Below are 22,904 nucleotides of genomic sequence, written 5' to 3'. Positions count from 1 at the left end.
ACGCCCACCCGCCCGACGACGACTCCAGGCCCGCCACCGACCAGGCACCGCGACCTATCGGTGGATCAGGGCTGAGGGCGAGGAGGAGGTCGTCGCCCGCCGGCACCGTCGTCGTCGCCGCGGCGGGGGTGGCGGGCGCCTCGCCCGCGGCGGCGAGCGTCGCGCACGCGCCGCCGGGGCCGCGGGCCAGGACGGCCGCGCCGCGCTGCCCGAAGAGCTCGCGGACCCGCTCCAGCAGCGCCGGCAGGGCGTCCTGGCCGCGCAGGACCGACCCGGCGAGCGCGGAGAGGACGTCGGACTCCGCGCGGGCCCGGAGCGCCTGGGTGGTGCGGCGGGCGGCGAGGTCGACGACGGCGGAGACGGCGAGGGCCACGGCCACGAGCACGGCGATGGCGAGGGCGTTCTGGGGCCGGGCGATCGTCAGCGTGTACAGCGGCGGGGTGAGGAGCACGTTGGCGAGCACCCCGCCGAGGAGCGCGGCGAGCACGGCGGGGCCGAGGCCGCCGACGATGGCGACGCCGACCGTCAGCGCGAGGAAGAGCAGCAGGTCGATGGCCAGGTCGAGCTGGCCCCGCGCCAGGTGGAGGCCCCCGGCCAGGACGAGGGGCCCGAGCGCGGCGAGCGCCCAGCCCCACGCGCGGCGCCGTGTCGTGAGCAGGGCCCGGCGGCCGCGGGCCGTGCGGGCGCGGCCGGCCTGGGCGTGCGTGACGATCTGGACGTCGATGTCACCGCTGTCGCGGACGACGGCGGCGCCCACGCCGGGGGACAGGGCGGCGGCGACCCGGCCGCGGCGGCTCGCGCCGATGACGACCTGGGTGGCGTTGACCCCGCGCGCGAAGTCGAGCACCGCGGCGGCGACGTCGTCGCCGACCACGGCGTGCCACGTGCCCCCGAGGGACTCCACGAGGCGGCGCTGGCGGGCGAGGCTGTCGGGCGCGGCGCCCACCAGGCCGTCCTGCGCCGACACGTGCAGGGCCACGAGCTCCCCGCCGGGGCCCCGGCCGGCGATGCGCGCGCCCCGGCGGACGAGCGCCTCGCCCTCCGGGCCGCCGGTGAGGGCGACGACGACGCGCTCGCGGGCGGCCCACGGCGTCGCGATGCCCTGGTCGGCGCGGTAGCGCACGAGGGCGGCGTCGACCCGGTCGGCCACCCACAGCAGGGCCAGCTCGCGCAGCGCCGTGAGGTTGCCGACGCGGAAGTACTGGCTGAGGGCGGCGTCGACCTTCTCGGCGGCGTAGACGTCGCCGTGCGCCATCCGGCGGCGCAGCGCCTGCGGGCTCATGTCGACGAGCTCGACCTGGTCGGCCGCGCGCACCACGGAGTCGGGCACCGTCTCGCGCTGGCGCACGCCCGTGATGGTCGCGACGACGTCGGCGAGGGACTCCAGGTGCTGGACGTTCACCGTCGTCACGACGTCGATCCCGGCGTCGAGCAGCGCCTCGACGTCCTGCCAGCGCTTCTCGTGGCGCGAGCCCGGCGCGTTCGTGTGGGCGAGCTCGTCGACGAGGGCGACCTGCGGGGCGCGGGCGAGGACGGCGTCGAGGTCCATCTCCTCGAGCCGGGCCCCGCGGTGCTCGACGGCGCGGCGCGGCACCACCTCGAGGTCGCCGACCATCTCCGCCGTCCGCGCCCGGCCGTGCGTCTCGACGAGGGCGACGACGACGTCGCCGCCGCGGTCGCGGCGCCGGCGCCCCTCGTCGAGCATCCGGTAGGTCTTGCCGACGCCCGGCGCCGCGCCGAGGTGCACGCGCAGCGAGCCCCTCACCCCGTCCTCCTCACGGGCCGATGGTCCCGCGTCCCCGGGCTCGGCCGCGCCGGGGCTCGCCCGGGGCCCGGACGCGGACTCAGGCGCGGCCTCACCGCACGGCCGCCGGCCCGGCGGCGTCCTCCAGCGCGACGTTGAGGGCGAGGACGTCGACGACCGGCTCGCCGACGAAGCCGAGCGCCCGGCCGCGGCTCGCGCCCTCGACGAGCGCGCGCACCTCCGCCTCGGGCAGGCCGCGCTCGCGGGCGACGCGGGGCACCTGCAGCGCCGCGTACTCCGGGGACACGTGGGGGTCGAGCCCGGAGGCCGACGCCGTCACCGCGTCCGGCGGCACGGCCGCGGGGTCGACGCCCTCGCGGGCGGCCACGGCCGCGCGCCGCTCCTCGACGAGGGCGAGCAGCTCGGGGCTGCTCGGCCCGAGGTTGGACGCCCCGGAGGCCAGCGGGTCGTACCCGTCGCCGGCCGCGGACGGGCGGGGGTGGAACCAGGCGTCGCCGTCGGGCCCGTCGGGCACGGCCTGGCCCAGCAGCGCGGAGCCGACGACGGCGCCGTCGACCCGCACGGGCGAGCCGTCCGCCCGCTCGGGCACGAGGCGGCCGGCGAGCAGGACGACGCCGGGGTAGGCGACGCCGAGCAGCAGCGTCAGGGCGAGCAGGAGGCGCAGGCAGGCGCCGGCGAGGCGCAGCGGCGCGGTGGCGCGTGCGGGCATGTCAGCCGATCCCGGGGAGGAGGGAGAGGAGCAGGTCGAGGGCCTTGATGCCGACGAAGGGCGCCACGACGCCGCCGAGCCCGAAGACGAGCAGGTTGCGGCGCAGGAGCGACGAGGCGTCGGCCGGGCGGTACCGCACGCCGCGCAGGGCGAGCGGGATGAGCGCGACGAGGACGAGCGCGTTGAAGACGACGGCCGACTGCGGCGTCGCGAGGTGCATGACGTCGAGCGCCTCGAGGCCGGGGAAGAGCCCGGCGAAGAGGGCGGGCAGGATCGCGAAGTACTTGGCGACGTCGTTGGCGAGGCTGAAGGTCGTCAGCGCGCCGCGGGTGATGAGCAGCTGCTTGCCGATGGCCACGACCTCGATGAGCTTCGTCGGGTCGGAGTCGAGGTCGACCATGTTGCCGGCCTCCTTGGCGGCCGACGTGCCCGAGCCCATCGCCACGCCCACGTCGGCCTGCGCCAGCGCGGGGGCGTCGTTGGTGCCGTCGCCCGTCATGGCCACGAGGTGCCCGCCGGCCTGCTCGGCGCGGATCCGCGCCATCTTGTCCTCGGGCGTCGCCTCGGCGATGACGTCGTCGACCCCGGCCTGCCGGGCGATCGCGGCGGCGGTCACGGGGTTGTCGCCGGTCACCATGACCGTCCGGATTCCCATGCGGCGCAGCTCGGCGAAGCGCGCGGCCATGCCCTCCTTGACGACGTCCTCGAGCTGCACGACGCCGAGGACGCGCGCCGGGGCGCCGTCGGCGCGCTCGGCGACGACGAGCGGGGTGCCCCCGCGGCGGGCGACGTCCTCGAAAGCGGCGTCCACCGCGGGGGAGGCGCCGCCGCCCTCGGCGCGCACCCAGGCCAGCACCGAGGCCGCGGCCCCCTTGCGCACGCTGCGCGCGCCGCCCGGCGCTGCCGGCCCGAGGTCGACGCCGCTCATGCGGGTCTGGGCGGTGAAGGGGACCTCGACGAGGTCGCCCTCGGGCGTCGTGGCCCGCGCGCCCGGGGCGTCGTCGTCGCCGGCGTCCACGAGCGCGACGACGGAGCGGCCCTCCGGCGTCTCGTCGGCGACGCTCGCCAGCCGCGCCGCCGCCGCCAGCTCGTCGGCGCCGACCCCCGGCGCGGGCAGGAGGGCGGTCGCCCGGCGGGCGCCGTAGGTGATGGTGCCGGTCTTGTCGAGGAGCAGGACGTCGACGTCGCCGGCCGCCTCGACGGCGCGCCCGGACATCGCGAGCACGTTCCGCTGGACGAGCCGGTCCATGCCGGCGATGCCGATGGCCGAGAGCAGCGCCCCGATCGTCGTGGGGATGAGGCACACGAGCAGGGCCACGAGCACGACGAGCGGCTGCACCTGCCCGGAGTAGGCGCTGAAGGGCTGCAGCGTCACGACGGCGAGGAGGAAGACGAGCGTCAGCGAGGACAGCAGGAGGTCCAGCGCGCGCTCGTTGGGCGTCTCGGCGCGGGAGGAGCCCTCGACGAGGGCGATCATCCGGTCGAGGAAGGACGCGCCGGGCTCGGCGGTGATGCGCACGACGATCCGGTCGGAGAGCACCGTCGTCCCGCCGGTCACCGAGGACCGGTCGCCCCCGGACTCCCGGACGACGGGCGCCGACTCGCCGGTGACCGCCGACTCGTCCACCGAGGCGACGCCCTCGACGACGTCGCCGTCACCCGGGACGACGTCCCCCGCCTCGACGACGACGAGGTCGCCCACGTGCAGCTCGGGGGCGGCGAGCTCCTCCTCGGTGCCGTCCGCGCGCAGACGGCGCGCCGTCGTCGTCGCGCGGGCGCGGCGCAGGCTCTCGGCCTGCGCGCGGCCACGGCCCTCGGCGACGGCCTCGGCGAGGCCCGCGAAGAGGACGGTGGCCCACAGCCACGCGGCGACGAGGACCGCGAAGACGGAGGGGTCGAGCACCGCGAGCACGGTCGTGGCGACGGAGCCGACCCACACGACCATCATCACGGGGTGGTGGACCTGGTCGCGCGGGTCGAGCTTGCGCGCCGCCGTCGGCAGCGCGGCGAGGAGCTGGCGCGGGGAGAAGGACCCGGCGCCGACGCGGCCACCGCCCGAGGGCCCACCGGCCTCGTCGTCGGCGGCGGCGCCCTGCGGCGCCCGGCGGCGGGCTGGACGGGGGTGGTGGTGCTCACGAGAGGGCCTCCACGAGGGGCGCCAGCGCGAGGGCCGGCACGAAGGTGAGCCCGGCCACGACGACGACGACCACCGCGAGGAGGGCGCCGAAGACGGGGGAGCGGGTGGACAGGGTGCCGGCGCCCGCGGGCACGGCGGTCTGGCGCGCCAGGGAGCCGGCGAGGGCCAGCACGAGGACGACGGGCACGAAGCGGCCGAGCAGCATGACGACGCCGAGGGCGGTGTTCTGGTACGTCGTCGCCGCGCCGAAGCCGGCGAACGCCGAGCCGTTGTTGTTCGCCGCCGAGGCGTACGCGTAGAGGACCTCCGACAGCCCGTGGGGCCCGGCGTCCTGCACCGACGCCCCGACGAGGGCGGGGACGCCGGCCGTGAGCGCGGCGCCGACGAGCGGGAGCGCCGGCATGGTCAGCACGGACAGGGCCACGAGGACCATCTGCCGGGGGCCGATCTTCTTGCCGAGCAGCTCGGGGGTGCGCCCGACCATGAGGCCGGCGAGGAAGACCGCGACGACGGCGAGCACGAGCATCCCGTAGAGCCCGGAGCCGACCCCGCCCGGCGTCACCTCGCCGAGCATCATGTTGAGCAGGAGGACGCCGCCGCCCGCGGCGGTGTAGGAGTCGTGGAAGCTGTTGACGGCGCCGGTCGACGTCGCCGTGGTCGAGGCCGCGAAGAGGGCCGAGAGGGCCTCGCCGAAGCGCACCTCCTTGCCCTCCATCGCCGCCCCGGCCGCCTGCGGCACGAGACCGCGGCCCGCCGTCTCGGTTCAGGTGACCGCCGTGACGGCGAGCAGCCACAGCCCGCCCATGACGGCGAGGAGCAGGTGCCCCTGGCGCCGGTCGCCCACGAGGCGGCCGAGCGCCGCCGGCATCGAGAAGGGGATGAGCAGGAGCAGGAAGACCTGCAGGAGGCTCACCCACGCGCTCGGGCCCTCGAACGGGTGCGCGGAGTTGGCGTTGTAGAACCCGCCCCCGTTGGTGCCGAGCTCCTTGATCGCCTCCTGCGAGGCGACGGGCCCGCCGACGAGCGTCTGCTCGCCGCCGGTCAGCGTCGTCACGGTGGTGGGCTCGGCGAGGTCCTGCACCACGCCGCCGAGGAGCAGCACGAGCGCGGCGACGAGAGACAGGGGGAGCAGGACGCGGACGCACGTGCGCACGAGGTCGGCCCAGAAGCTGCCCAGACGGTCGGTGCGCGAGCGCGTGAAGCCGCGCATGAGCGCGACGGCGACGCTGACGCCGACGGCGGCGGACAGGAAGTTCTGCACCGCGAGGCCGCCCGCCTGCATGAGGTGCCCCATGGCGGTCTCGCCGCTGTAGGACTGCCAGTTCGTGTTCGTCACGAAGGAGACGGCGGTGTTCCACGCCGTGGGGGCCGGCACGCCGGGCAGCCCGAGGGCGAGCGGCAGCTCGGCCTGCACCCGCTGCAGCCCGTAGAGGAGCAGCACCGAGACGGCCGAGAGGACGAGCACGGAGCGCGCGTAGACCGGCCAGCGCATGTCGGCGTCCGGGTCGACGCCCGCCACGCGGTAGACGGCGCGCTCGAGCGCGAGGTGCCGGGTGCTGCTCAGGCAGCGCGCGATCCACGCGCCCAGCGGGACCCTGCGCGGCGAGCAGCGCGGCGACGAGGACGGCGACCTGCAGGGCTCCCGCGGCGGCGTCGCTCACGACCGGTCCGCCCGCAGGAGCGCCGCGAGCAGGTAGCCCGCCAGCACGAGGGCCACGAGCAGGGCGACGACGTGCTCGGCGCTCACGAGCGCCGGCCCGCGGTCTCGAGGGGAGCCCCGTCGGCGGGGGCTCCGTCGGCTGGGGCCGCGTCACCGGGAGCCGCGTCGCCGGGAGCCCGGTCAGCAGGAGCGGGCTCGTCGGGGGCGGGCGCGAGAGGGGTGCGGTCGAGGGTGAGCGCCTCGAGTCCGCGGACGAGGAGGAGCAGGGCGGCGAAGCCGCCGAGCGTCAGGAGCACGTAGGCCGCATCGGCCACGGGGGACCTCCGGGGAGGACGGGAGCGGGCGCCGGCGCGGGGCGCGCCGGCGCCGCCGACCCTGCTCCCGGCGCGCCCCGCCGGCCGCCGTCCTGACGCCGCCCTGACGCGTGCGCGCCCCGCCCGGACGGACCCCGGACCGGGGCTCCCCCGGACGGGCGGCCCCGCCGGTCCGCTCGCCCGCCGGTCCCTTCGGGTCAGGCCGGCAGGGCCGCGTCCTCCTCGACGCCCTCGGCCGCCGCGACGAGCCGCGCGTAGGCGCCGCCCGCGGCGAGCAGCTGCGCCGGCGGCCCCTGCTCGACGACGCGCCCGCCGTCGAGGACGGCGACGACGTCGGCGCCGCGGACCGTCGAGAGGCGGTGGGCGATCGTGATGGTCGTGCGGCCCCGGCTCGCCTCGTCGAGCGCCGCCTGCACGGCGCGCTCCGTGCGCACGTCGAGGGCGCTCGTCGCCTCGTCGAGGACGAGCACGCGCGGGTCGCGCAGCAGGGTGCGGGCGATGGCCAGGCGCTGGCGCTCGCCGCCGGAGAAGCGGTGCCCGCGGGCGCCGACGAGCGTGTCGTAGCCGTCGGGGAGACCGGCGAGCAGGTCGTGCACCTGGGCGCGCCGCGCGGCGTCCTCCACCTCGGCGTCGCTCGCGCCGGGGCGGGCGCGGCGCAGGTTCTCCCGGACGGTCGTGTGGAGGAGGTAGGTCTCCTGCGAGACGACGCCGACGACCTCCGAGAGGGTGGCGAGGCGCAGGTGGCGCACGTCGACGCCGTCGAGCAGCACGCGGCCCTCGGTCGGGTCCTGCAGGCGCGGCACGAGGGAGGCGAGCGTCGACTTGCCCGACCCGGTGGCGCCCACCAGCGCGAGCGAGCCGCCCGCGGGCACGACGAGGTCGACGCCGGAGAGGGCCGGGGCGGCGCCGGGGCTCCCGTCGGCGGCGGGGTAGGTGAGGCCGACGCCCTCGAGGCGCACCTCACCGCGGACCGTCGCCGGGTCGAGCTCGACGGGGCGCTCGGGGTCGTCGACGTCGACGGGGAGGTCGAGGTACTCGAAGATCCGGCTGAAGAGCGCCATCGACGAGGTGACCTGGACGCCGACGTCGAGGAGGCCGAGCAGCGGGCGGAAGAGCGCGCCCTGCAGGCCGGTGAAGGCGACGAGCGTGCCGATGGTCATGCCGCCCGACGTCGCGGGGAAGCCCGCCGCGAGGTAGACGGCGGCGGGCACCGCGGCGAAGACGACGGACATCGTGGCCCAGCGCCACCGCCCGGCGAGCTGGCTGCGCACCTCGAGGCCGACGAGGTCCTCCGACGTCGCCCGGAAGAGCGCGCTCTGGCCGGCGCCCGTGCCGAGCGTGCGGCTGAGGGTCGCGCCGCTGACGGAGAGCCCCTCCTCGACCTGGGTCTGCAGGTCGGCGAGGCGGCGCTGCCGGGCGGCGGTGACGGAGCGCCGCATGAGCGCCACCTGGCGCGTGAGCCACACCGACGGCGGCACGACGACGAGCGACAGGAGCGACAGGCGCCACGACAGCACGGCCATGGCGACGGCCGTGCCGGCGACGCCCGTGACGTTGGCGGCGAGCGACGTCGCCGTCGACGTGACGACGGACTGCATGCCGCCGATGTCGTTGGTGAGCCGCGACTGCACCTCCCCGCCGCGGGTGCGGGTGAAGAAGCCGAGCGACTGCCGCTGGAGGTGCGCGAAGACGCCGGTCCGCAGCTCGTGCATGACCGCCTGGCCCACGGTCGTCGACAGCCACGTCTGCCCGACGCCGAGGAGGGCGGTGACGACGGCGACGCCGACCATGCCCGCCACTGCCCAGCCGAGCAGCCCGAGGTCCTGCTGCGGGAGCGCGTCGTCGATGACGGTCCGCACGAGGAAGGGCGTCGCGAGCGCCACCGCGGACGAGGTGATGATGAGCGCGACGACGACGGCGACCTGCCACCGGTGCGCGGCGAAGAGGCCGGCGACGCGGCGCAGGGAGACGGGGTAGCGCTCGAGCTGGGCGCGGTCGGCCGGGTCGACGCGGCGGCCGCTGCGGCCGCCGCCGTCGGGGCGCGCAGCGCCGTCGGAGCGGGTGCGGGGGGAGGGGATCGACGTGGTGGCACGTCCTCTCGGTCGTCGGTGCGCCCCCCGAGGGGGGCGATGTGTGGCCATGTCGCCCCTGAGGCGACCTGGGCGGGGCGATGTGTGGCCATGTCGCCCCGGCGGGGCGATGTGTGGCCATGTCGCCTCGTCGGAGAGCGGGTCGAGGGCCACATGGCCACACGTCGCCCTCGCGGCGGGGTGGAGGGGGGCGACATGGCCACACATCGCCTTCCTCGAGCGATGCGGAGGCTACCTCACGATGAGGTGAAGACGACGAGCCGCCCTACCATTCCCGCCGTGACGGACGACGCCGCGCAGCCCTCGCCCCCGGCGGGCGCCCCGCCGGAGCAGCAGCCCGAGCTCCCCGAGCTGCTCATGCGGGCGGCGCGGACCCTGCGGCGCCGCTGGGTCGCCGTCCTCGAGCCGCACGGCCTCTCGCCGCACCAGGCGCGGGCGCTGCGCGCCGTCGTCGCCGCCGCCGACGGCCTGCGGGTGTCCGACCTGGCCGCGGCCCTGCGCATCGCCCCGCGCTCGGCCACCGAGGTGGCGGACGGGCTGCAGACGGCGGGCCTCGTCGTCCGGGCGGCCGACCCGGCCGACCGGCGCGCCGTCGTGCTGCGCGCCACCGACGCCGGGCACGACCTCGCCGCCGGGGTCGCGCGGGCGCGGGCGGAGGACGCCGAGGCGCTCGTCGCGCGGCTGGACGCCGGGGACCGCGCCGAGCTGGCGCGCCTGCTGCGCCTCGTCGCGGACGACGACCACGACCGGGCGGGTGGCTGCACGACGACGGCGTAGAGGCCGTCCTCGTGCCGCCACCTCGCCGGTGGCTCGGGGGGCGATGCCCCGAGGGGCTCAGTCCTCGTCGCGGTCCGCGGGCGGGTGCACGCGGTACGTCGTCTGCACCATGCCGCCGCCGAGGACCGCGGTGCGCATGTGCTCGAGGTCGACGTCGCCCGGCAGCGGGCCGAAGAGGGTCTCGCCGGTGCCGATGAGGACGGGCACCGTCGAGAGGGTCATCTCCCGGACGACGCCGGCCGCGAGGCACGACTGGACGGCGCGGCCGCCGTCGACGTATACCCGCCGGTGGCCGTCGCGGGCCAGGGCGGCCAGGGCGTCCTCGAGGTCGCCGTGGACGGTGACGCGCTCGTCCTCCCCGCGGGCCATCGACGAGCTGAGCACGTGGACGGGCCTGTCCTGGTAGGGCCAGCTGTCGAAGCCGGCGATGACCTCGTAGGTGCTGCGGCCCATGAGGACGGCGTCGACGCTGGCCACGAAGTCGCGGAAGCCCGCGTCCCCCGCGGCCTCCCCGCGGCTCGTGAGCCACTCGAGGTCGCCGTCGAGGCGCGCGATGAAGCCGTCGACCGACAGCCCGATGTACACGCACCCCTCGACGCCCGTCGTCCCCGCCGCGTCCGTCCCCGCCTCCGTGCTCACGGGCGGGAGTCTGCCCGGCGGCACCGACGACGGCCCGGCGGCGCGCGGGGGCGGCGCGCGGCAGGGTGGCGGCAGCGCCCGACGCGGCGCCGCTCGCCCCACCCCGAGGAGACGCCCCCGTGGACCTGCCCGACGACCTGCTCGACCTGCTCCGCCGCCCCAGCCCCTGCTACGTGACGACGCTCATGCCCGACGGCTCGCCCCAGACGACGCAGACGTGGGTGGACACCGACGGCGAGCACGTCCTCGTCAACACCGTGGTCGGGTACCAGAAGACGCGGAACGTCGAGCGCGACCCGCGGGTCAGCGTCGCCGTGGCCGACCCCGAGAACCCCTTCCGGTACGTGGCCGTGCGCGGCCGGGTCGTCCGGACGACGACCGACGGCGCCGCCGAGCACATCGAGGCGCTCGCGCAGAGGTACACCGGACGTCCCTACGCCTGGTACGGCGGCCGCGACCAGCAGCGCGTCGTCCTCGTCGTCGAGGCCGACCGCGTGCACCGCATGGGCTGAGCCGCCCCCCGCGTCCCCTGGGCCACCGGTGCGCGACGCACCGCGCCCGCGGCCCCTCGTGCGAGGGACCGCGGGCGCGGGTGCTGCCGGTGGGGCGGGCGGGAGGTGCCGCCCGTCACCAGGACGGCTGGGTCACCAGGACGGCTGGGGCTCCCAGGTGCCGGTCGACCACGAGCGGCGCGAGAAGCTGTCCGCGGACCAGGAGCGGCGCGAGAAGTCGTCGCTGGACCACGAGCGCCGCGAGAAGTCGTCCGTCGACCACGACCGGCGCGACCAGTCGGCGCCCGACCAGCTGCGGCGGGTCCAGTCGGCCGACGCCCACGTGGTGCCGAGCCAGGAGGTGCCCTCCCAGCCGTCGCCGGTCCACGTGGAGCCGCGCCAGGTGCCGCCGTCCCACGCGGTGCCGGCCGAGGAGGCCTGCGCCCAGGCCGCGGCGTCCCACGGCTCGCCGAAGACGTCCTGCTCGCCGGTGAGGACGACGCCGTCGTCGGGGTCGACGACGTGGCTGCCCGCGCGGGCGGCGTCGAGGCTCCCGAGGCCGGTGGACGGCGCGAAGGACTGCTGCACCGCCGGGCCGACGTCGCCCGCGGCGACGAGCGCGTAGGCGCCGTCGACGTCGAGCTCGCCCGCGCCCTGCGTCGGGTCGTCGCTGCCCGGGAGCCGGTCGGCGCTGCGCACGAGCGCGTTCTTCACCTGGTCGGGGGTCAGCGTCGGGTCGGCCTGCAGGAGGAGCGCGGCCGCCCCCGAGACGACGGCCGCCGACTGCGACGTGCCCGTCCCGCGGAAGAGCCGCCCGCTGGCGTCGCCGGTGACGAGGCCCTCGGGGTGCTGGACGTCGGCCAGCGACCCCGGCACGCGCAGGCTGACGACGGACTTGCCCGGCGCCAGGAGGTCGGGCCGGCGCTCGTCGGTCCCGTCGTTCGTCCACGAGCCCACGGTGGTGGCCGCGGGGTCGCTCGAGCCGTGGTGGTCGCTGGACCCGACGGCGAGGACGAAGGGGTCGACGGCGGGCATGGTCAGCCGGGTGGCGCCGTCCTCGCCGTCGTTGCCGGCCGCCGCCACGACGACGATGCCGGCGTGCCAGGCGTTCTCGACGGCGTGCGCCAGCGGGTCGAGGGTCGAGGGCTGCACCGAGTCGAGCCCGTAGGAGAGGTTGAGGACGCGGACGTCGTGGTCGGCGCGGTGGGCGACGACCCAGTCGATCGCGGCGATGACCTGCGTGACGTCGGCCCCGCCGTCGGCCGCGCCGACCTTGAGGGAGACGAGCGTCGCGCCGGGCGCCATGCCGACGAAGCGCCGCGGGTCGGCCTCGCCGCCGGGGACGACGGCGCCGTCCCGGCCGGCGATGATCCCGGCCATGTGCGTCCCGTGGCCGTAGCCGTCGACGTGCCGGGTGCCCTCGGCCTGGGACTCGAAGGAGAGGTCGGGGCCGTGGACGAGCTTGCCGGGCGCGCTCATGCCCTCGACGGGCGCGACGCCGGTGTCGAGCAGGGCCACACCGACGCCGGCGCCCGTGAGGTGCGCGGACGGGTCGCGGGGGTCGACCTGCGCCCACACCTGCTGGGCGCCCGTGCGGCGGGTGATGGACACCATCGACCCGAGGTCGGCGCCGGCGACCCACGCGCCGGTGCGGCTCGCGTCCTCGTCCTCGCGGGTGTCGTCGTCGCCCCACTGGTCCTCCGACCAGCCGGCGCCCGCGGCGGGCGCCCGCTCCGCGACGGGCCGCTCGACGGCCGCGGAGGCGGCCGGGGCCGCCGCGGCGGACGCCAGCAGGCAGGCGGCGAGCGCCACGGGGACGGTGCGGCGCACGGGGCGGCCCACCGGGCCGGCGTCGGAGCGGAGGGCGGGGGTCGGGTCGGTGGGCGTCATGCGCGGGTCCCTCTCGTCGGGGGGCCGGCGCCCGTCGTGGGCGCGGGTCCGGCGGCGGACGCTACGGAGGGCTGCGGGCGTCGGACGGGGCCGCGGCGGGCCCGCCACCCCGACGGCGCAGCGCCACGACCCCTCCGGCGCAGCGGCTCACGGGCGGGAGCGCGCCCCGCCACCCGGTCGGAGCCACCCGGTCGGAGCAGGGCCGACCGGGCTACCCGGCCGGTGCCCCCGGCGCGCGACCCCTCAGCCGCCGCCGGGCGGTGCCGACGACCGGGACGAGGGCTGCGGCCGCGCCCTCGTCGGCGAGGCGGAGGTGGGCGACGTGAGCGACCGCGCGCGCAGCGCCTGCATCGCCGTCATGGGCGTGGGCATGGCGGCCGTCGCCGTCGCCCTGCTCCTCGGGCCGCTGCGGGACGTGCGCGCGCAGGGGCAGGAGATGCCCTGGTGGGTGCTCGTGCCCCTCTTCGCCGCGGCCGAGCTCGTCGTCGTCCACGTCCAGGTGCGGCGCGAGTCGCTGTCGATCTCCATGGCCGAGGTGCCGCTCGTCCTCGGGCTCGCCTTCGCGGCGCCCGCCGAGCTCGTCCTCGCCAGCCTGCTCGGCTCGCTCGTCGGGCTGCTGCACCGCCGCCAGCTCGGCCTCAAGCTCCTGCTCAACCTGGGCCTCTTCGCCCTCGAGGCGGCGCTGGCCGCGACCGTCTACCACGCGCTGGCCGGCGGGGCGGACCCCGTGAGCGCGCGGGGCGCCGTCGCGGCCCTCGTGACGGTCGTCGCGACGGACCTCGTGAGCGCCGCGCTGCTCACGGCCGTCATCGGCGTCCGCGTCGGCGAGCTCGACGGCGAGGTGCTCCGCGAGGCCGTCACCACCGGGCTCGCCGCGGCGCTCGCGACGGCGAGCGTCGGCCTGCTCGTCGTGCTCCTCGTGCGCACCGAGCCCCTGGGGCTGCTGCCGCTCGTCGTCGTCCTCGCCGTGCTCGCCCTCGCCTCACGGGCCGTCACCTCCCTCAGCCGCGGCAACGCGCGCCTCGAGCTCCTGCACCGCTTCGCCCGCGCCGTCGAGGCCGAGAGCGGCGTCGACCCCGTCTCCGCCGCCGCCCTGCGCGAGGCGCGCGACGCCCTGGGGGCCGACCGCGCCCTCCTCGTCACCGCGGGGCCGGACGGCGTCGAGGCCGGTCGCCTCGTGCTGGACGACGACGGCGCCGTCCGCCGCGCCGAGCCCGGCCCGGCCGCCTGGTGGGCGCCCGCGCTCGCGGGGCGCGACGTCGTCGCGGACGGCGGGCGCGACGGCCTGGCGGCGCCGCTGCGCGCCGAGGGCCGCGTGGTGGGCGCGCTCGTCCTCGAGGGGCGGCCGCACCACCTCGGCGCCTGGTCCGACGACGACCGCGGCCTCATGCGCTCGCTCGCGGGGCACGCGGCCGTGCGGCTGCACAACGCGCACCTCCTCGACGCCGTGCGCGCCGAGGCCGACGCCGCCGAGCACCTCGCGCTGCACGACCCCCTCACCGGGCTCGCCAACCGGCGGGGCGCGCTGCGCGCCGTCGAGGCCCGCCTCGCCGTGCGCCCGTGCGCCGCGGTGCTCATGGTCGACGTCGAGGGCTTCACCGACGTCAACGACGCCCTGGGCCACGACACGGGTGACGCCCTGCTGCGCGAGGTCGCGCGCCGGCTCGTCGCCGCCGTGGGCCGGGCCGACCACGTGGCCCGCCTCGGCAACGACGAGCTCGCCGTCCTCCTGCCGGGCGCCACGAGCACCGAGCACGCCCTGCTGCTCGCCCGGGAGGTCCTCGAGCGGGTGCCCGGGCCGTTCCGCCGCGAGCACATGACCCTTGACGTCCGCGTGTGCGCCGGCCTGGCCGTCGCCGTCGAGGCCGGCGTCGACGCGCCGACCCTCCTGCAGCGGGCGGACACGGCGCTGTACGCGGCCAAGCGCGAGCGCACCGGCCTGCGGGTGTGGGACGCCGTCGACGCCGTCGGCAGCAGCCGGCGGCTGGCGCTGCTCGGCGACCTGCGCCGCAGCATCGCCGCCGACGAGCTGGCCGTGCACTACCAGCCCAAGGTCGACCCGTGCACGGGCCGGGCCACCGGCGTCGAGGCGCTGGTGCGCTGGCACCACCCCGAGCACGGCCGGGTGGGCCCGGACGAGTTCATCCCCCTCGCCGAGCAGAGCGGCCTCATCGCCCCGCTGACGACCCTCGTGCTGCGCACGGCGCTGCGCGACTGCGCGCGCTGGCGGCGCTGCCGGCCCGACCTCACGGTCGCCGTCAACGTCTCGGCGCGCAGCCTGCTCGACCCGGGCCTGCCCGAGCAGGTGGCGGACGCGCTCGCGGAGGCCGGCCTGCCGGGCGCGGCCCTGGTGCTGGAGATCACCGAGACCGCCGTGATGACCGACCTCGACCGGGCCCTGCAGGTGCTCCACGCGCTCCGGCGCCTGGGCGCCCACCTGTCCGTCGACGACTTCGGCACCGGTCAGTCGTCCCTCGCCTACCTCACGCGGCTGCCCGTCGACGAGATGAAGATCGACCGCTCCTTCGTCGCCGCCATGGCGGCCAGCGCCCCCGACGCGGCGGTCGTGCGCACCGCCGTCGACCTCGGCCACGTCCTCGGGCTGTCGGTCGTCGCCGAGGGCGTCGAGGACGCCGGGACGCTCGAGGCGCTCGCCGACCTCGGCTGCGACGCCGTCCAGGGCTACCACCTCGGTCGCCCCATGCCGGCCGAGGAGCTGGCCTCCTGGCTCGCCCGGCAGGTCCCGGCGCCGCGCCGGGGCGAGCCGGCCGCCGCCCCCCAGCTCCGACGTCCGTAGAGCCCCGACGTCCGTGGCGCCCCGACGTCCCTGGCGGCTCCGCCGTCAGTAGAACTCGACGACGTCGACCCGGTTGCGCAGCTCGCGGCCGTCGAGGAGCCGGGTGGCGTTGTCGGCGAAGAGCTCGGCGATGCGGTGGTCGAGGCTCGGGCTGCCGGCCGCCGTGTGCGGGCTGACGAGCACGTCGGGCCGGTCCCACAGCGGGCTGCCGGGCTCGAGCGGCTCGCGGGCCACGACGTCGAGGGCCGCGAAGCCGACCGTCCCGTCGTCGAGCGCCGCCACGAGGGCGTCCTCGTCGACGACGGTGCCGCGGCCGACGTTGACGAAGGTCACGCCCGGGCGCAGGGCGGCGAAGAAGTCCGCGCCCAGCAGGCCCTTCGTGCCCGGCGTGCCGGGCAGGGTGACGACGACGGCGTCCGCGCGGGCCGCGGCGCCCACGAGCCCGTCGGTGGTGACGACCTCGTCGACGCCGTCGACGGGACGCCCGTGGCGGCTCGCGCCGAGCACCGTCGTCCCGAGGGCGGAGAGGAGCCGGGCGACCTCCGCGCCGATGCCGCCGAGCCCGACGACGAGCACGGTCTGCTCGGCGAGCTGGCCCATGAGCCACCGCTCGGGCCAGGTGCGGGCGGCCGAGTCGGCCTGCAGCCGCGGGAGGCGCTTGGCGCCGGCGAGCAGGCCGAGGAGCGCGAACTCCGCCAGCGGCGTGCCGTGGACGCCGGCGGACGTCGTGAAGGCCACGCGCTGCAGCTCCTCGTCGGTGAGCCGGGCGGCGCGCACCGACTGCCCGCCGCCGGCGGCCATCGTGTGCACCCAGCGCAGGCGCGGGTTCGCGCGCACGGCCCGGGCGAGGGCGGCCGGGTCGTCGTCCGGGACGCCGAAGAGGGCGTCGGCGCCGTCGAGCAGCTCCTCGTAGGCGCGCTGCTGCTCGGGCGTGCGGCGGAAGTCCGGGTCGCCGCCCTGGTCGCCCTCGTACCGCTGCGGCGCGAGCAGCTCGGGGCCGACGACGAGGTCGACCCGCGGCTCCCGCTCGGTGACGATCCGGCGGCTCTCGTCGTCGACGGTCGCGGCGACGGCCACGCGCAGGCGCTCGGGCACGGGTGCTCCTCGGGTGGGGGGCTGGGCGGGCGGGCGGGGGCGACCGACGGGCGGGCGGGGGCGACCGGCGGCGGGCGGGGGCGACCGGCAGCGGGCGAGGGAGCCCGTGGCGACCGGCGCCGGCCCGGTGACGTGTCTACCAGGGGGGCGCCCGGTGGGCCGTCCGCGTGGTCCCTCGCCCCGGCGGGCCGCTCGTGCGCCGGAGTCCTCGGCCGGCGGGTCCGCCGGCCGAGGAGGAGGGGGTGAGGGCTGTCGAGGTGCTGCGGCGCCCGTGGACCGCGTGGGCGGTCCTCGGGCTCGTCGCGCTCGGCGGGGCCGTCGTCGCGCTGCAGCCCGCGGCGCGGGGCCCGGGCGTCGTTCTCGCGCCGGCGGTGGCGGCCGCGCTCGTGCTGGCGGGCGTCGCCCTCCACCGCCCGGCCGGCGCGCGGGTCTGGCTCGTCCAGGCGGGCGTGCTCGCGGCCCTGTCCCTCGGGCAGGTGCTCGACGCCGGCGCCCTGCTCGCCCTGCGCGCCGCCTCCGACGGCGTGACGCACGCCGTCGCCGCGGCCGTCGTCGTCCTCCTCGCCGTCCGCACCGGTCGGCGCGCCGGTCGGCCGGACGCCCTCGAGGTCGGCGTCATCGTCGGCGTCCTCGGCCTCGCCGTCGCGCAGGCGGCCGTGCTGCTCGCGACGTGGTCGCCGGCCGCGCGGGCGGCCCTCATGGCGAGCACCGACGTCGTCCTGCTCGCGTCCGTGCTGCGGATGGCGCTCACCCGCCGCGACGCGCGGTCGGTGGCGTCGTGGTGCTGCGTCGCCGCGGCCGGCGCCCTGCTCCTCCACGACGTCCTGCGCCTCGCGGGCGACGGGGCGGGTGGGGAGGGCGACGTGGCCGGGGGCGCCGCGGGTGCCGCCGCGCTCGTCGTGGGCCTCGGGCTGCTGGGCGCGGCACAGCTGCACCCGAGCGCCCGCCGCCTCCTCGACGCCGAGCACATGGCCCCCGCCCGCCGGCGCTCGACCGTGGTGCTCGGCCTCCTGCCGCTCGTCCTCGTGCCCGTCGGGCTGCGGCTCGTCGACCTCACGGTCGGCGGCACGGGGCTGCCGACGTGGGCGCACCTCGCGGTGGGGACGGCCGCCGCCGTCGCCGGCGTCCTGCGCTCGTGGGCGGCGCTGCGCGGCTCGGAGCACCTGGCCGACCACGACCCGCTCACCGACCTCCCGAACCGCCGCGCGCTCGCGCAGGCGCACGCCGAGAGCCCCGGCGGCGACGGGTGGGCGCTGCTCCTCGTCGACCTCGACGACTTCAAGGACGTCAACGACGCCCACGGCCACGACGTCGGCGACCTCTTGCTCCTCGGGGTGCGCGACCGGCTGCTCGCCGCGGTGGGCGAGCACGGCGTCGTCGCCCGCTTCGGCGGCGACGAGTTCGCCGTCCTCGTGCGGCCCGGCGCCCAGGACGACGTCGCCGGGGCCGTCGTCACCGCGCTGCGCCGCCCGCTGGGCGTCGGCGACCTCGTGCTGCGCACCAGCGCCAGCGTGGGGCTGGCGCCGCCCGCGCCGGGGACGTCGCTCGCGGAGCAGCTGACCCGCGCCGACGTCGCCCTCTACGCCGCCAAGGCGGCCGGGCGCGACGCCGTCCGCACCTACCACCCCGACCAGCGCGCCGAGGTGCAGCAGCGCTACGCCCTCAGCAGCCAGGTGCGGGCGCTGCTCGCCGGGCGCTCGCCGTCCGTGGGGCGCCTGGAGGTGCACTTCCAGCCGCTCGTCGAGCTGGCGACGGGCGAGGTCGTCGGCGCCGAGGCCCTCGTGCGCTGGCGCCACCCCGAGCACGGCCTGCTGGCCCCGGACGCCTTCCTCGGCCACGTCGCCACGAGCGGCCTCGACGCCGAGCTCGACGCCGCCGTCCTCGTCGACGTCCTCGAGCAGCTGGGCCGCTGGCGCGACCAGCGGCGCCGCGCCCTTCCGGTGAGCGTCAACCTCACCCGCACGAGCCTGCTCGACACCACCCTGCCCGGGCGGGTCCGCGAGGCCCTCGCGCGCGCCGGCGTGCCGGGCTCGCAGCTGCACCTGGAGATCACCGAGCACGAGCCGCTGCCCGACGACGAACGGCTCCTGGAGGTGCTGCGCGGCCTGCGCGCGCTCGGCGCCGGCGTCCACCTCGACGACTACGGGCGGGGCTACACCTCGCTCGACTACCTGCAGCGCTTCCCCGTGCAGGTCCTGAAGATCGACCGCTCAGTCGTCGTCGGCGCGGGTGCTGGCGGTGCGCGCCTCGTCGCCGGCCTCGTCGCCATGGCGCGCACCCTGCGGCTCGACCTGCTCGCCGAGGGCGTCGAGACGCCGGAGCAGCGGCGCCGGCTCGTCGACCAGGGCGTCCGCTACGGCCAGGGCTGGCTCTTCTCGCCGGCGCTCCCCGCCGCCGAGTACGCCGACCGCGTGCTCGGCCCCGCCGCCGCGCCCGCGCCTCCGCCGGACGTGCCCGCGCCGCGGCTGCCGCTCGGCGACGCCGTCGTGCGCCCGCGCCCCGAGGTGCCGTCCGTCGACGCGGGGGGCGACGTCCGGCGCGCCGAGGCGCCCCGGGGCTGAGGCCGTCCCGCGGAGGGGGCCGTGGGTGCGGGCGCCCGGCGCGGGGCGGCATGATCGCCCGCAGCCGGGGCTGCGGTGCCCCGCGCGTCGACGAGGAGGCGATCGAGGGTGAGCAGCACCACGGAGGTGCCCCGCACCATGCGGGCCAGCGTCATGACCGGCGTGCGGCAGGTCGAGGTGCAGGAGCGCCCCGTGCCCGCCGTGGCGGACGACGAGGTGCTGGTGCGCGTCGGCTCCGTCGGCGTCTGCGGGTCGGACGTGCACTACTACACCGACGGCCGCATCGGCGACATGGTCGTCACCGGCCCGCTCGTGCTCGGGCACGAGGTCGGCGGCACCGTCGTCGCCGTCGGCCGCGACGTGCCGGAGGAGCGCCTCGGGCAGCGCGTGGCCGTGGAGCCGCAGCGCCCCTGCCGCCGCTGCCGGCAGTGCCACGCGGGCCGGATGAACCTGTGCCCCAACATGGTCTTCTACGCGACGCCGCCGGTCGACGGGGCGTTCTGCGAGTACGTGACGGCGCCCGCCGACTTCGCCCACCCCGTGCCGGACTCGCTGTCCGACGCCGCGGCCGGCCTCCTCGAGCCGCTGTCGGTCGGCATCTGGGCCGCGCACAAGGCGCAGGTGGGCGTCGGCGACCGCGTGCTCGTCGCCGGTGCCGGGCCGATCGGCGCGATGGTCGCCCAGGCGGCCCGCGCCCGCGGGGCCACGGAGGTCGTCGTCACCGACCTCGTCGAGTCCCGCCGCGAGCGGATCCTGCAGTTCGGCGCCACCCGCGCGCTCGACCCGCGCGAGGCGGCCGCCGAGCTGGCCGACCTCGAGGCCGACGCCTTCGTCGACTGCACGGGCGCCACCCCGGCCGTCCAGTCCGGCATCCGCTCGGTGCGCGGCGGCGGCGCCGTCGTCCTCGTCGGCCTCGGCGCCGAGGAGATCGAGCTGCCGGTGCAGCTCATCGCCACCCGCGAGATCACCCTCACCGGCACGTTCCGCTACGTCGACACCTGGCCGCGCGCCATCGAGCTGGCCCGCACCGGCGCCGTCGACCTCGACGCCATGGTGACGGCGCGCTACGACCTCGACTCCGTCGGCGAGGCCCTCGAGGCCGACTCCGACCCGATGAGCATGAAGGCCGTCGTCGACGTCGCGGGGGGACCCCAGTGAGTGGTGCGGTGAGCGAGTCGGCGGGTCGTCCGGTGGGCGACGGTGCGGGCGGCGGGGAGCGCGCGGCGAGCGGCGTCCTCGACCGCTTCCGCCTCGACGGGCGCGTCGCGCTCGTCACCGGCGCCTACCGCGGGCTCGGCCGCGCCTTCGCGCAGGCGCTCGCGGAGGCGGGGGCCGACGTCGCCGTCGCCGCGCGCGACGAGGCCCGCAGCGTCGAGGCGGCCGCCGAGATCTCGGCGTCGACCGGGCGCCGCACCCTCGGCCTGCGGATGGACGTCACCGACCGCGCCGAGGTCGAGGCGGGGGTGGCGCGCGTCGTCGAGGAGCTCGGCGGGCTGCAGGTGCTCGTCAACAACGCGGGCACGTGCATCCACGAGCCGGCGCTGGAGGTGAGCGACGACCACTTCCAGGACGTGCTGCAGACCAACGTCCGCGGCGTCTGGCTGCCCTCGCAGGTCGCCGCCCCGCACCTGGCGCAGCAGGGCGCGGACGGCGTGCGCGGCTCGATCGTCAACATCGGGTCGATCAGCGCGATGATCGTCAACCGCCCGCAGATGCAGCCCGTCTACAACGCGAGCAAGGCGGCGGTGCACCAGCTGACGAAGTCGCTCGCGGCCGAGTGGGCGCCGATGGGCGTGCGCGTCAACGCGCTGGCGCCGGGCTACGTCAAGACGGAGATGGCGCCCGTCGACGAGCCGCGCTTCCGGCGCATGTGGATCGAGGACGCCCCCATGCAGCGGTACGCGACGCCCGAGGAGGTCGCCGCCAGCGTCGTCTACCTCGCCAGCGACGCGTCGTCCTTCTGCACCGGCACCGTGCTCGTCACCGACGGCGGGTACACGCTGCACTGACCTCGTGTGCCCAGGGCCCCCGCGGCGGACTTCGTAGCCTCTGTCCGCCGCGGGGGCCGTCCTGCGCGGACTTCGTAGCCTTCTTCCGCCGAGGGGGCTCTTCTGCGCGGACTTCGCAGCCCTTCTCCGCGCGGTCCGATCTCCTCAGAGGGCGGTGTAGCCGCCGTCGACCGTGACGCACTGGCCGACGACGTAGCGCGAGCGCGGCGAGGCCAGGTGCGCGACGGCGTGGGCCACGTCCTCCGGCTGCCCGACGTCGCCGGCCGGGATGCGCGAGCGCCAGGCCGCGGCCGTCTCGGGGTCGCCCTCGAGGACGCCGCGGGTCTGGTCGGTGGCCACGTAGCCGGGGGAGACGGCGTTGACCCGGATCCCCAGCGGCGCCCACTCCACGGCGAGGGAGCGCACGAGGCCCTCGACGCCCGCCTTGCTCGCGTTGTAGGCGCTCTGGCGCTGGGGCACGTTGACGACACGCGCCGACATCGACGCGATGGCGACGACCGTGCCGCCCTCCCCGGCGGCGACGCGGGCGCGGGCGAAGGCCTGGCACACGACGAAGGTGCCGGTGAGGTTCACCCGCATCACCCGGTCCCACTGCTCCGGCGTCGTCTCCAGCGCGTCGGAGACGAGCGCCGTCCCCGCCGCGTGGACGAGCACCGACGGCGGGGCGAGCCGCTCGGCGACCTCCTCCAGGGCCGCGGCGACGGACGCCGGGTCGGTGACGTCGGCGTGGACGGCGACCGCGCGGACGCCGTGCTCCGCGGCGATGCGCTCGGCGCTGGCCGGCGCCTCGTCGAGCACGTCGAGCAGCGCCACGTCGGCGCCCCGGGCCGCCAGCTCGGCGGCGCACGCGTAGCCGATGCCCCGCGCGCCGCCCGTCACCAGCGCCGTCGTGCCCGCCTGCTCGAGGTCTCCCATGGGGCGCATCGTGCCCCGGGAGGGGAGAGGTGATGCCGACGGGGAGGAAGAAGTCCTGCTCACGAGGCGTCACCGCTGGTCCGCGGCTCACGGCTCGCGGGCGCGCGGGCTTCGTCCTCCCCGTCGACGGGTGGGACCCGTCCTCGTGCCCGTGGCAGCCTTCGCCCATGCGCCTGGAGGAGCTCGTCGACCGCGCCGTCTCGCTGCTCGAGGGGCGCCACCGCGTCCTCCTCGGCGTGGCCGGCGCCCCCGCCGCCGGCAAGACGACGCTGGCCCGCGCTGTGGCGGCCGGGGTGGACCTCGTCCTCACCGACCGCGGGGAGCGCGCGCCCGGTGGGCCGCCCGCCGCCGTGCAGGTGCCGATGGACGGCTTCCACCTCGCCGACGTCCAGCTCGAGCACCTCGGCCTCGCCGACCGCAAGGGTGTCCCGGCGAGCTTCGACGCGGGGGGCTACGTCTCCCTCCTGCGTCGTCTGCGCGCCGCCGACGAGGACGTCGTCTACGCCCCCGCCTTCGAGCGCGACCTCGAGCAGGCCCTCGCCGGGGCGATCGCCGTGCCGCGGGAGGCGCGCCTCGTCGTCACGGAGGGCAACTACCTGCTCCTCGACGAGGCGCCGTGGGACGCCGTCCGCCCCCTCCTCGACGAGGTGTGGTTCGCCGAGGCCGACGAGGAGGAGCGCTCGGCGCGCCTGCTCGCCCGCCACGTCGAGTTCGGCAAGACGCCGGAGGCGGCGCAGGCCTGGATGGCGTCCGTCGACGACCCCGACGCGGCCCTCGCCGCGCGCGGCCGCGCGCTCGCCGACCTCGTCGTGCGCACGGCCGCCGGCGACTGACGCCGGGTCCTCCGCTCACCCGCCCACCCCGAGGCGAAGGTGAGGTCCCTTCACGCGTGGACGCCTCCCGCAGGTGGAGGAGGCGTCACCTTCGCGCGGAGAGGTGACCCGGGGGTGGAGGAGACGTCGCCTTCGCACGGGGGGGGCTCAGCCCTGATCCACCGGTGGTGGGCGGCGTGGCGGGGGTGATGTAGGCCGGGGTGCCCCGGTGACCAGGAAGGA

17 protein-coding genes and 1 pseudogene are annotated in these 22,904 nt (G+C 77.7%); 7 read left to right on the top strand and 11 right to left on the bottom strand.

The annotated features are described in order from the left end of the window. The 7 genes and pseudogenes from Q0789_RS16005 to Q0789_RS15975 form a co-directional block, all read right to left on the bottom strand. The coding region (locus Q0789_RS16005) for a DUF4118 domain-containing protein (protein ID WP_366917764.1) at window positions 1–1,705 on the bottom strand (1,705 nt) is incomplete at its 3' end. Window positions 1,706–1,856: 151 nt separating this feature from the next. Beyond that, the gene (kdpC, locus tag Q0789_RS16000) at window positions 1,857–2,474 is read right to left on the bottom strand and encodes a potassium-transporting ATPase subunit KdpC (RefSeq protein ID WP_298806983.1); all 618 of its coding nucleotides are present in this window, start codon (window positions 2,472–2,474) and stop codon (window positions 1,857–1,859) included. Between the two features lies 1 nt (window position 2,475). Further along, a complete protein-coding gene (kdpB, locus tag Q0789_RS15995; RefSeq protein ID WP_298806985.1) occupies window positions 2,476–4,476 on the bottom strand; it encodes a potassium-transporting ATPase subunit KdpB in 2,001 nt (666 codons plus the stop codon). A gap of 130 nt (window positions 4,477–4,606) precedes the next feature. Then, a pseudogene (gene kdpA, locus Q0789_RS15990) lies at window positions 4,607–6,272 on the bottom strand (potassium-transporting ATPase subunit KdpA). Continuing rightward, complete coding sequence (kdpF, locus tag Q0789_RS15985; protein WP_171203471.1) at window positions 6,269–6,358, bottom strand: K(+)-transporting ATPase subunit F; 90 nt, start codon at window positions 6,356–6,358, stop codon at window positions 6,269–6,271. Before kdpF ends, kdpA begins: the two are co-directional and overlap by 4 nt. Then, a complete protein-coding gene (locus tag Q0789_RS15980) occupies window positions 6,355–6,585 on the bottom strand; it encodes a hypothetical protein (protein ID WP_298806981.1) in 231 nt (76 codons plus the stop codon). The genes kdpF and Q0789_RS15980 overlap by 4 nt, the downstream gene beginning before the upstream one ends. Before the next feature lie 197 nt (window positions 6,586–6,782). After that, window positions 6,783–8,726, bottom strand: coding sequence for an ABC transporter ATP-binding protein (locus Q0789_RS15975; protein ID WP_298806980.1), 1,944 nt, complete (start codon window positions 8,724–8,726; stop codon window positions 6,783–6,785). A 306-nt stretch (window positions 8,727–9,032) separates the two neighbouring features. Here Q0789_RS15975 and Q0789_RS15970 point away from each other — a divergent pair, with 306 nt between their 5' ends. Further along, window positions 9,033–9,452 carry a MarR family winged helix-turn-helix transcriptional regulator gene (locus Q0789_RS15970; protein ID WP_363326018.1) on the top strand — a complete coding sequence of 140 codons (420 nt, stop codon included), beginning with the start codon at window positions 9,033–9,035 and terminating at the stop codon, window positions 9,450–9,452. Between the two features lie 57 nt (window positions 9,453–9,509). On the opposite strand, the gene Q0789_RS15965 is transcribed toward Q0789_RS15970, so the two are convergent. Then, on the bottom strand, window positions 9,510–10,091 hold the full coding sequence (locus Q0789_RS15965) for a dihydrofolate reductase family protein (RefSeq protein WP_298806977.1): 582 nt from the start codon (window positions 10,089–10,091) through the stop codon (window positions 9,510–9,512). Between the two features lie 119 nt (window positions 10,092–10,210). Here Q0789_RS15965 and Q0789_RS15960 point away from each other — a divergent pair, with 119 nt between their 5' ends. Next, window positions 10,211–10,603, top strand: a complete 393-nt coding sequence (locus Q0789_RS15960) for a TIGR03618 family F420-dependent PPOX class oxidoreductase (protein ID WP_298806976.1) — start codon at window positions 10,211–10,213, stop codon at window positions 10,601–10,603. A gap of 132 nt (window positions 10,604–10,735) precedes the next feature. On the opposite strand, the gene Q0789_RS15955 is transcribed toward Q0789_RS15960, so the two are convergent. Next, a complete protein-coding gene (locus Q0789_RS15955) occupies window positions 10,736–12,472 on the bottom strand; it encodes a S8 family serine peptidase (RefSeq protein WP_298806975.1) in 1,737 nt (578 codons plus the stop codon). Window positions 12,473–12,794: 322 nt separating this feature from the next. Between Q0789_RS15955 and Q0789_RS15950 the strand changes: the two genes are divergently transcribed. Next, the gene (locus tag Q0789_RS15950) at window positions 12,795–15,269 is read left to right on the top strand and encodes an EAL domain-containing protein (protein ID WP_298806974.1); all 2,475 of its coding nucleotides are present in this window, start codon (window positions 12,795–12,797) and stop codon (window positions 15,267–15,269) included. A gap of 45 nt (window positions 15,270–15,314) precedes the next feature. Here the strand turns inward: Q0789_RS15950 and Q0789_RS15945 are convergent, their stop codons facing one another. Further along, entirely contained in the window at window positions 15,315–16,346 is a 1,032-nt protein-coding gene (locus tag Q0789_RS15945; RefSeq protein WP_366917763.1) for a D-2-hydroxyacid dehydrogenase, read from the bottom strand. A 260-nt stretch (window positions 16,347–16,606) separates the two neighbouring features. Here Q0789_RS15945 and Q0789_RS15940 point away from each other — a divergent pair, with 260 nt between their 5' ends. From Q0789_RS15940 to Q0789_RS15930, 3 genes are all read left to right on the top strand, one after another. Continuing rightward, entirely contained in the window at window positions 16,607–18,925 is a 2,319-nt protein-coding gene (locus Q0789_RS15940) for an EAL domain-containing protein (RefSeq protein ID WP_298806972.1), read from the top strand. 138 nt (window positions 18,926–19,063) lie between these two features. Next, window positions 19,064–20,083 (top strand): NAD(P)-dependent alcohol dehydrogenase, encoded by a 1,020-nt coding sequence (locus Q0789_RS15935; protein WP_366917762.1) that lies wholly within the window; start codon window positions 19,064–19,066, stop codon window positions 20,081–20,083. Between the two features lie 32 nt (window positions 20,084–20,115). After that, window positions 20,116–20,934, top strand: coding sequence for a glucose 1-dehydrogenase (locus tag Q0789_RS15930; protein WP_363326016.1), 819 nt, complete (start codon window positions 20,116–20,118; stop codon window positions 20,932–20,934). Window positions 20,935–21,078: 144 nt separating this feature from the next. Here Q0789_RS15930 and Q0789_RS15925 read toward each other — a convergent pair whose 3' ends face one another. After that, the gene (locus Q0789_RS15925) at window positions 21,079–21,849 is read right to left on the bottom strand and encodes an SDR family oxidoreductase (protein ID WP_298806969.1); all 771 of its coding nucleotides are present in this window, start codon (window positions 21,847–21,849) and stop codon (window positions 21,079–21,081) included. 167 nt (window positions 21,850–22,016) lie between these two features. On the opposite strand from Q0789_RS15925, the gene Q0789_RS15920 reads away from it, so the two are divergent. Then, the gene (locus tag Q0789_RS15920; RefSeq protein ID WP_298806968.1) at window positions 22,017–22,682 is read left to right on the top strand and encodes a nucleoside/nucleotide kinase family protein; all 666 of its coding nucleotides are present in this window, start codon (window positions 22,017–22,019) and stop codon (window positions 22,680–22,682) included. Window positions 22,683–22,904: the final 222 nt, after the last annotated feature.

The sequence above is a fragment of the uncultured Pseudokineococcus sp. genome (assembly GCF_947499845.1).
In the GTDB taxonomy this organism is placed as follows: Bacteria; Actinomycetota; Actinomycetes; order Actinomycetales; family Quadrisphaeraceae; genus Pseudokineococcus.
The sequence above is the reverse complement of the archived record's forward strand: the minus strand, read 5'-3'. Positions and strand labels throughout refer to the sequence as shown.

Excerpts from the sequence above, each read along its gene's own strand:
- Q0789_RS15925 (WP_298806969.1), bottom strand. The coding sequence starts at position 21,849 with ATGGGAGACCTCGAGCAGGCGGGCACGACGGCGCTGGTGACGGGCGGC.
- Q0789_RS15955 (WP_298806975.1), bottom strand. The coding sequence starts at position 12,472 with ATGACGCCCACCGACCCGACCCCCGCCCTCCGCTCCGACGCCGGCCCG.
- Q0789_RS15970 (WP_363326018.1), top strand. The coding sequence starts at position 9,033 with ATGCGGGCGGCGCGGACCCTGCGGCGCCGCTGGGTCGCCGTCCTCGAG.
- Q0789_RS15920 (WP_298806968.1), top strand. The coding sequence starts at position 22,017 with ATGCGCCTGGAGGAGCTCGTCGACCGCGCCGTCTCGCTGCTCGAGGGG.
- Q0789_RS15975 (WP_298806980.1), bottom strand. The coding sequence starts at position 8,726 with ATGGCCACACATCGCCCCCCTCGGGGGGCGCACCGACGACCGAGAGGA.
- Q0789_RS15935 (WP_366917762.1), top strand. The coding sequence starts at position 19,064 with ATGCGGGCCAGCGTCATGACCGGCGTGCGGCAGGTCGAGGTGCAGGAG.
- kdpC (WP_298806983.1), bottom strand. The coding sequence starts at position 2,474 with ATGCCCGCACGCGCCACCGCGCCGCTGCGCCTCGCCGGCGCCTGCCTG.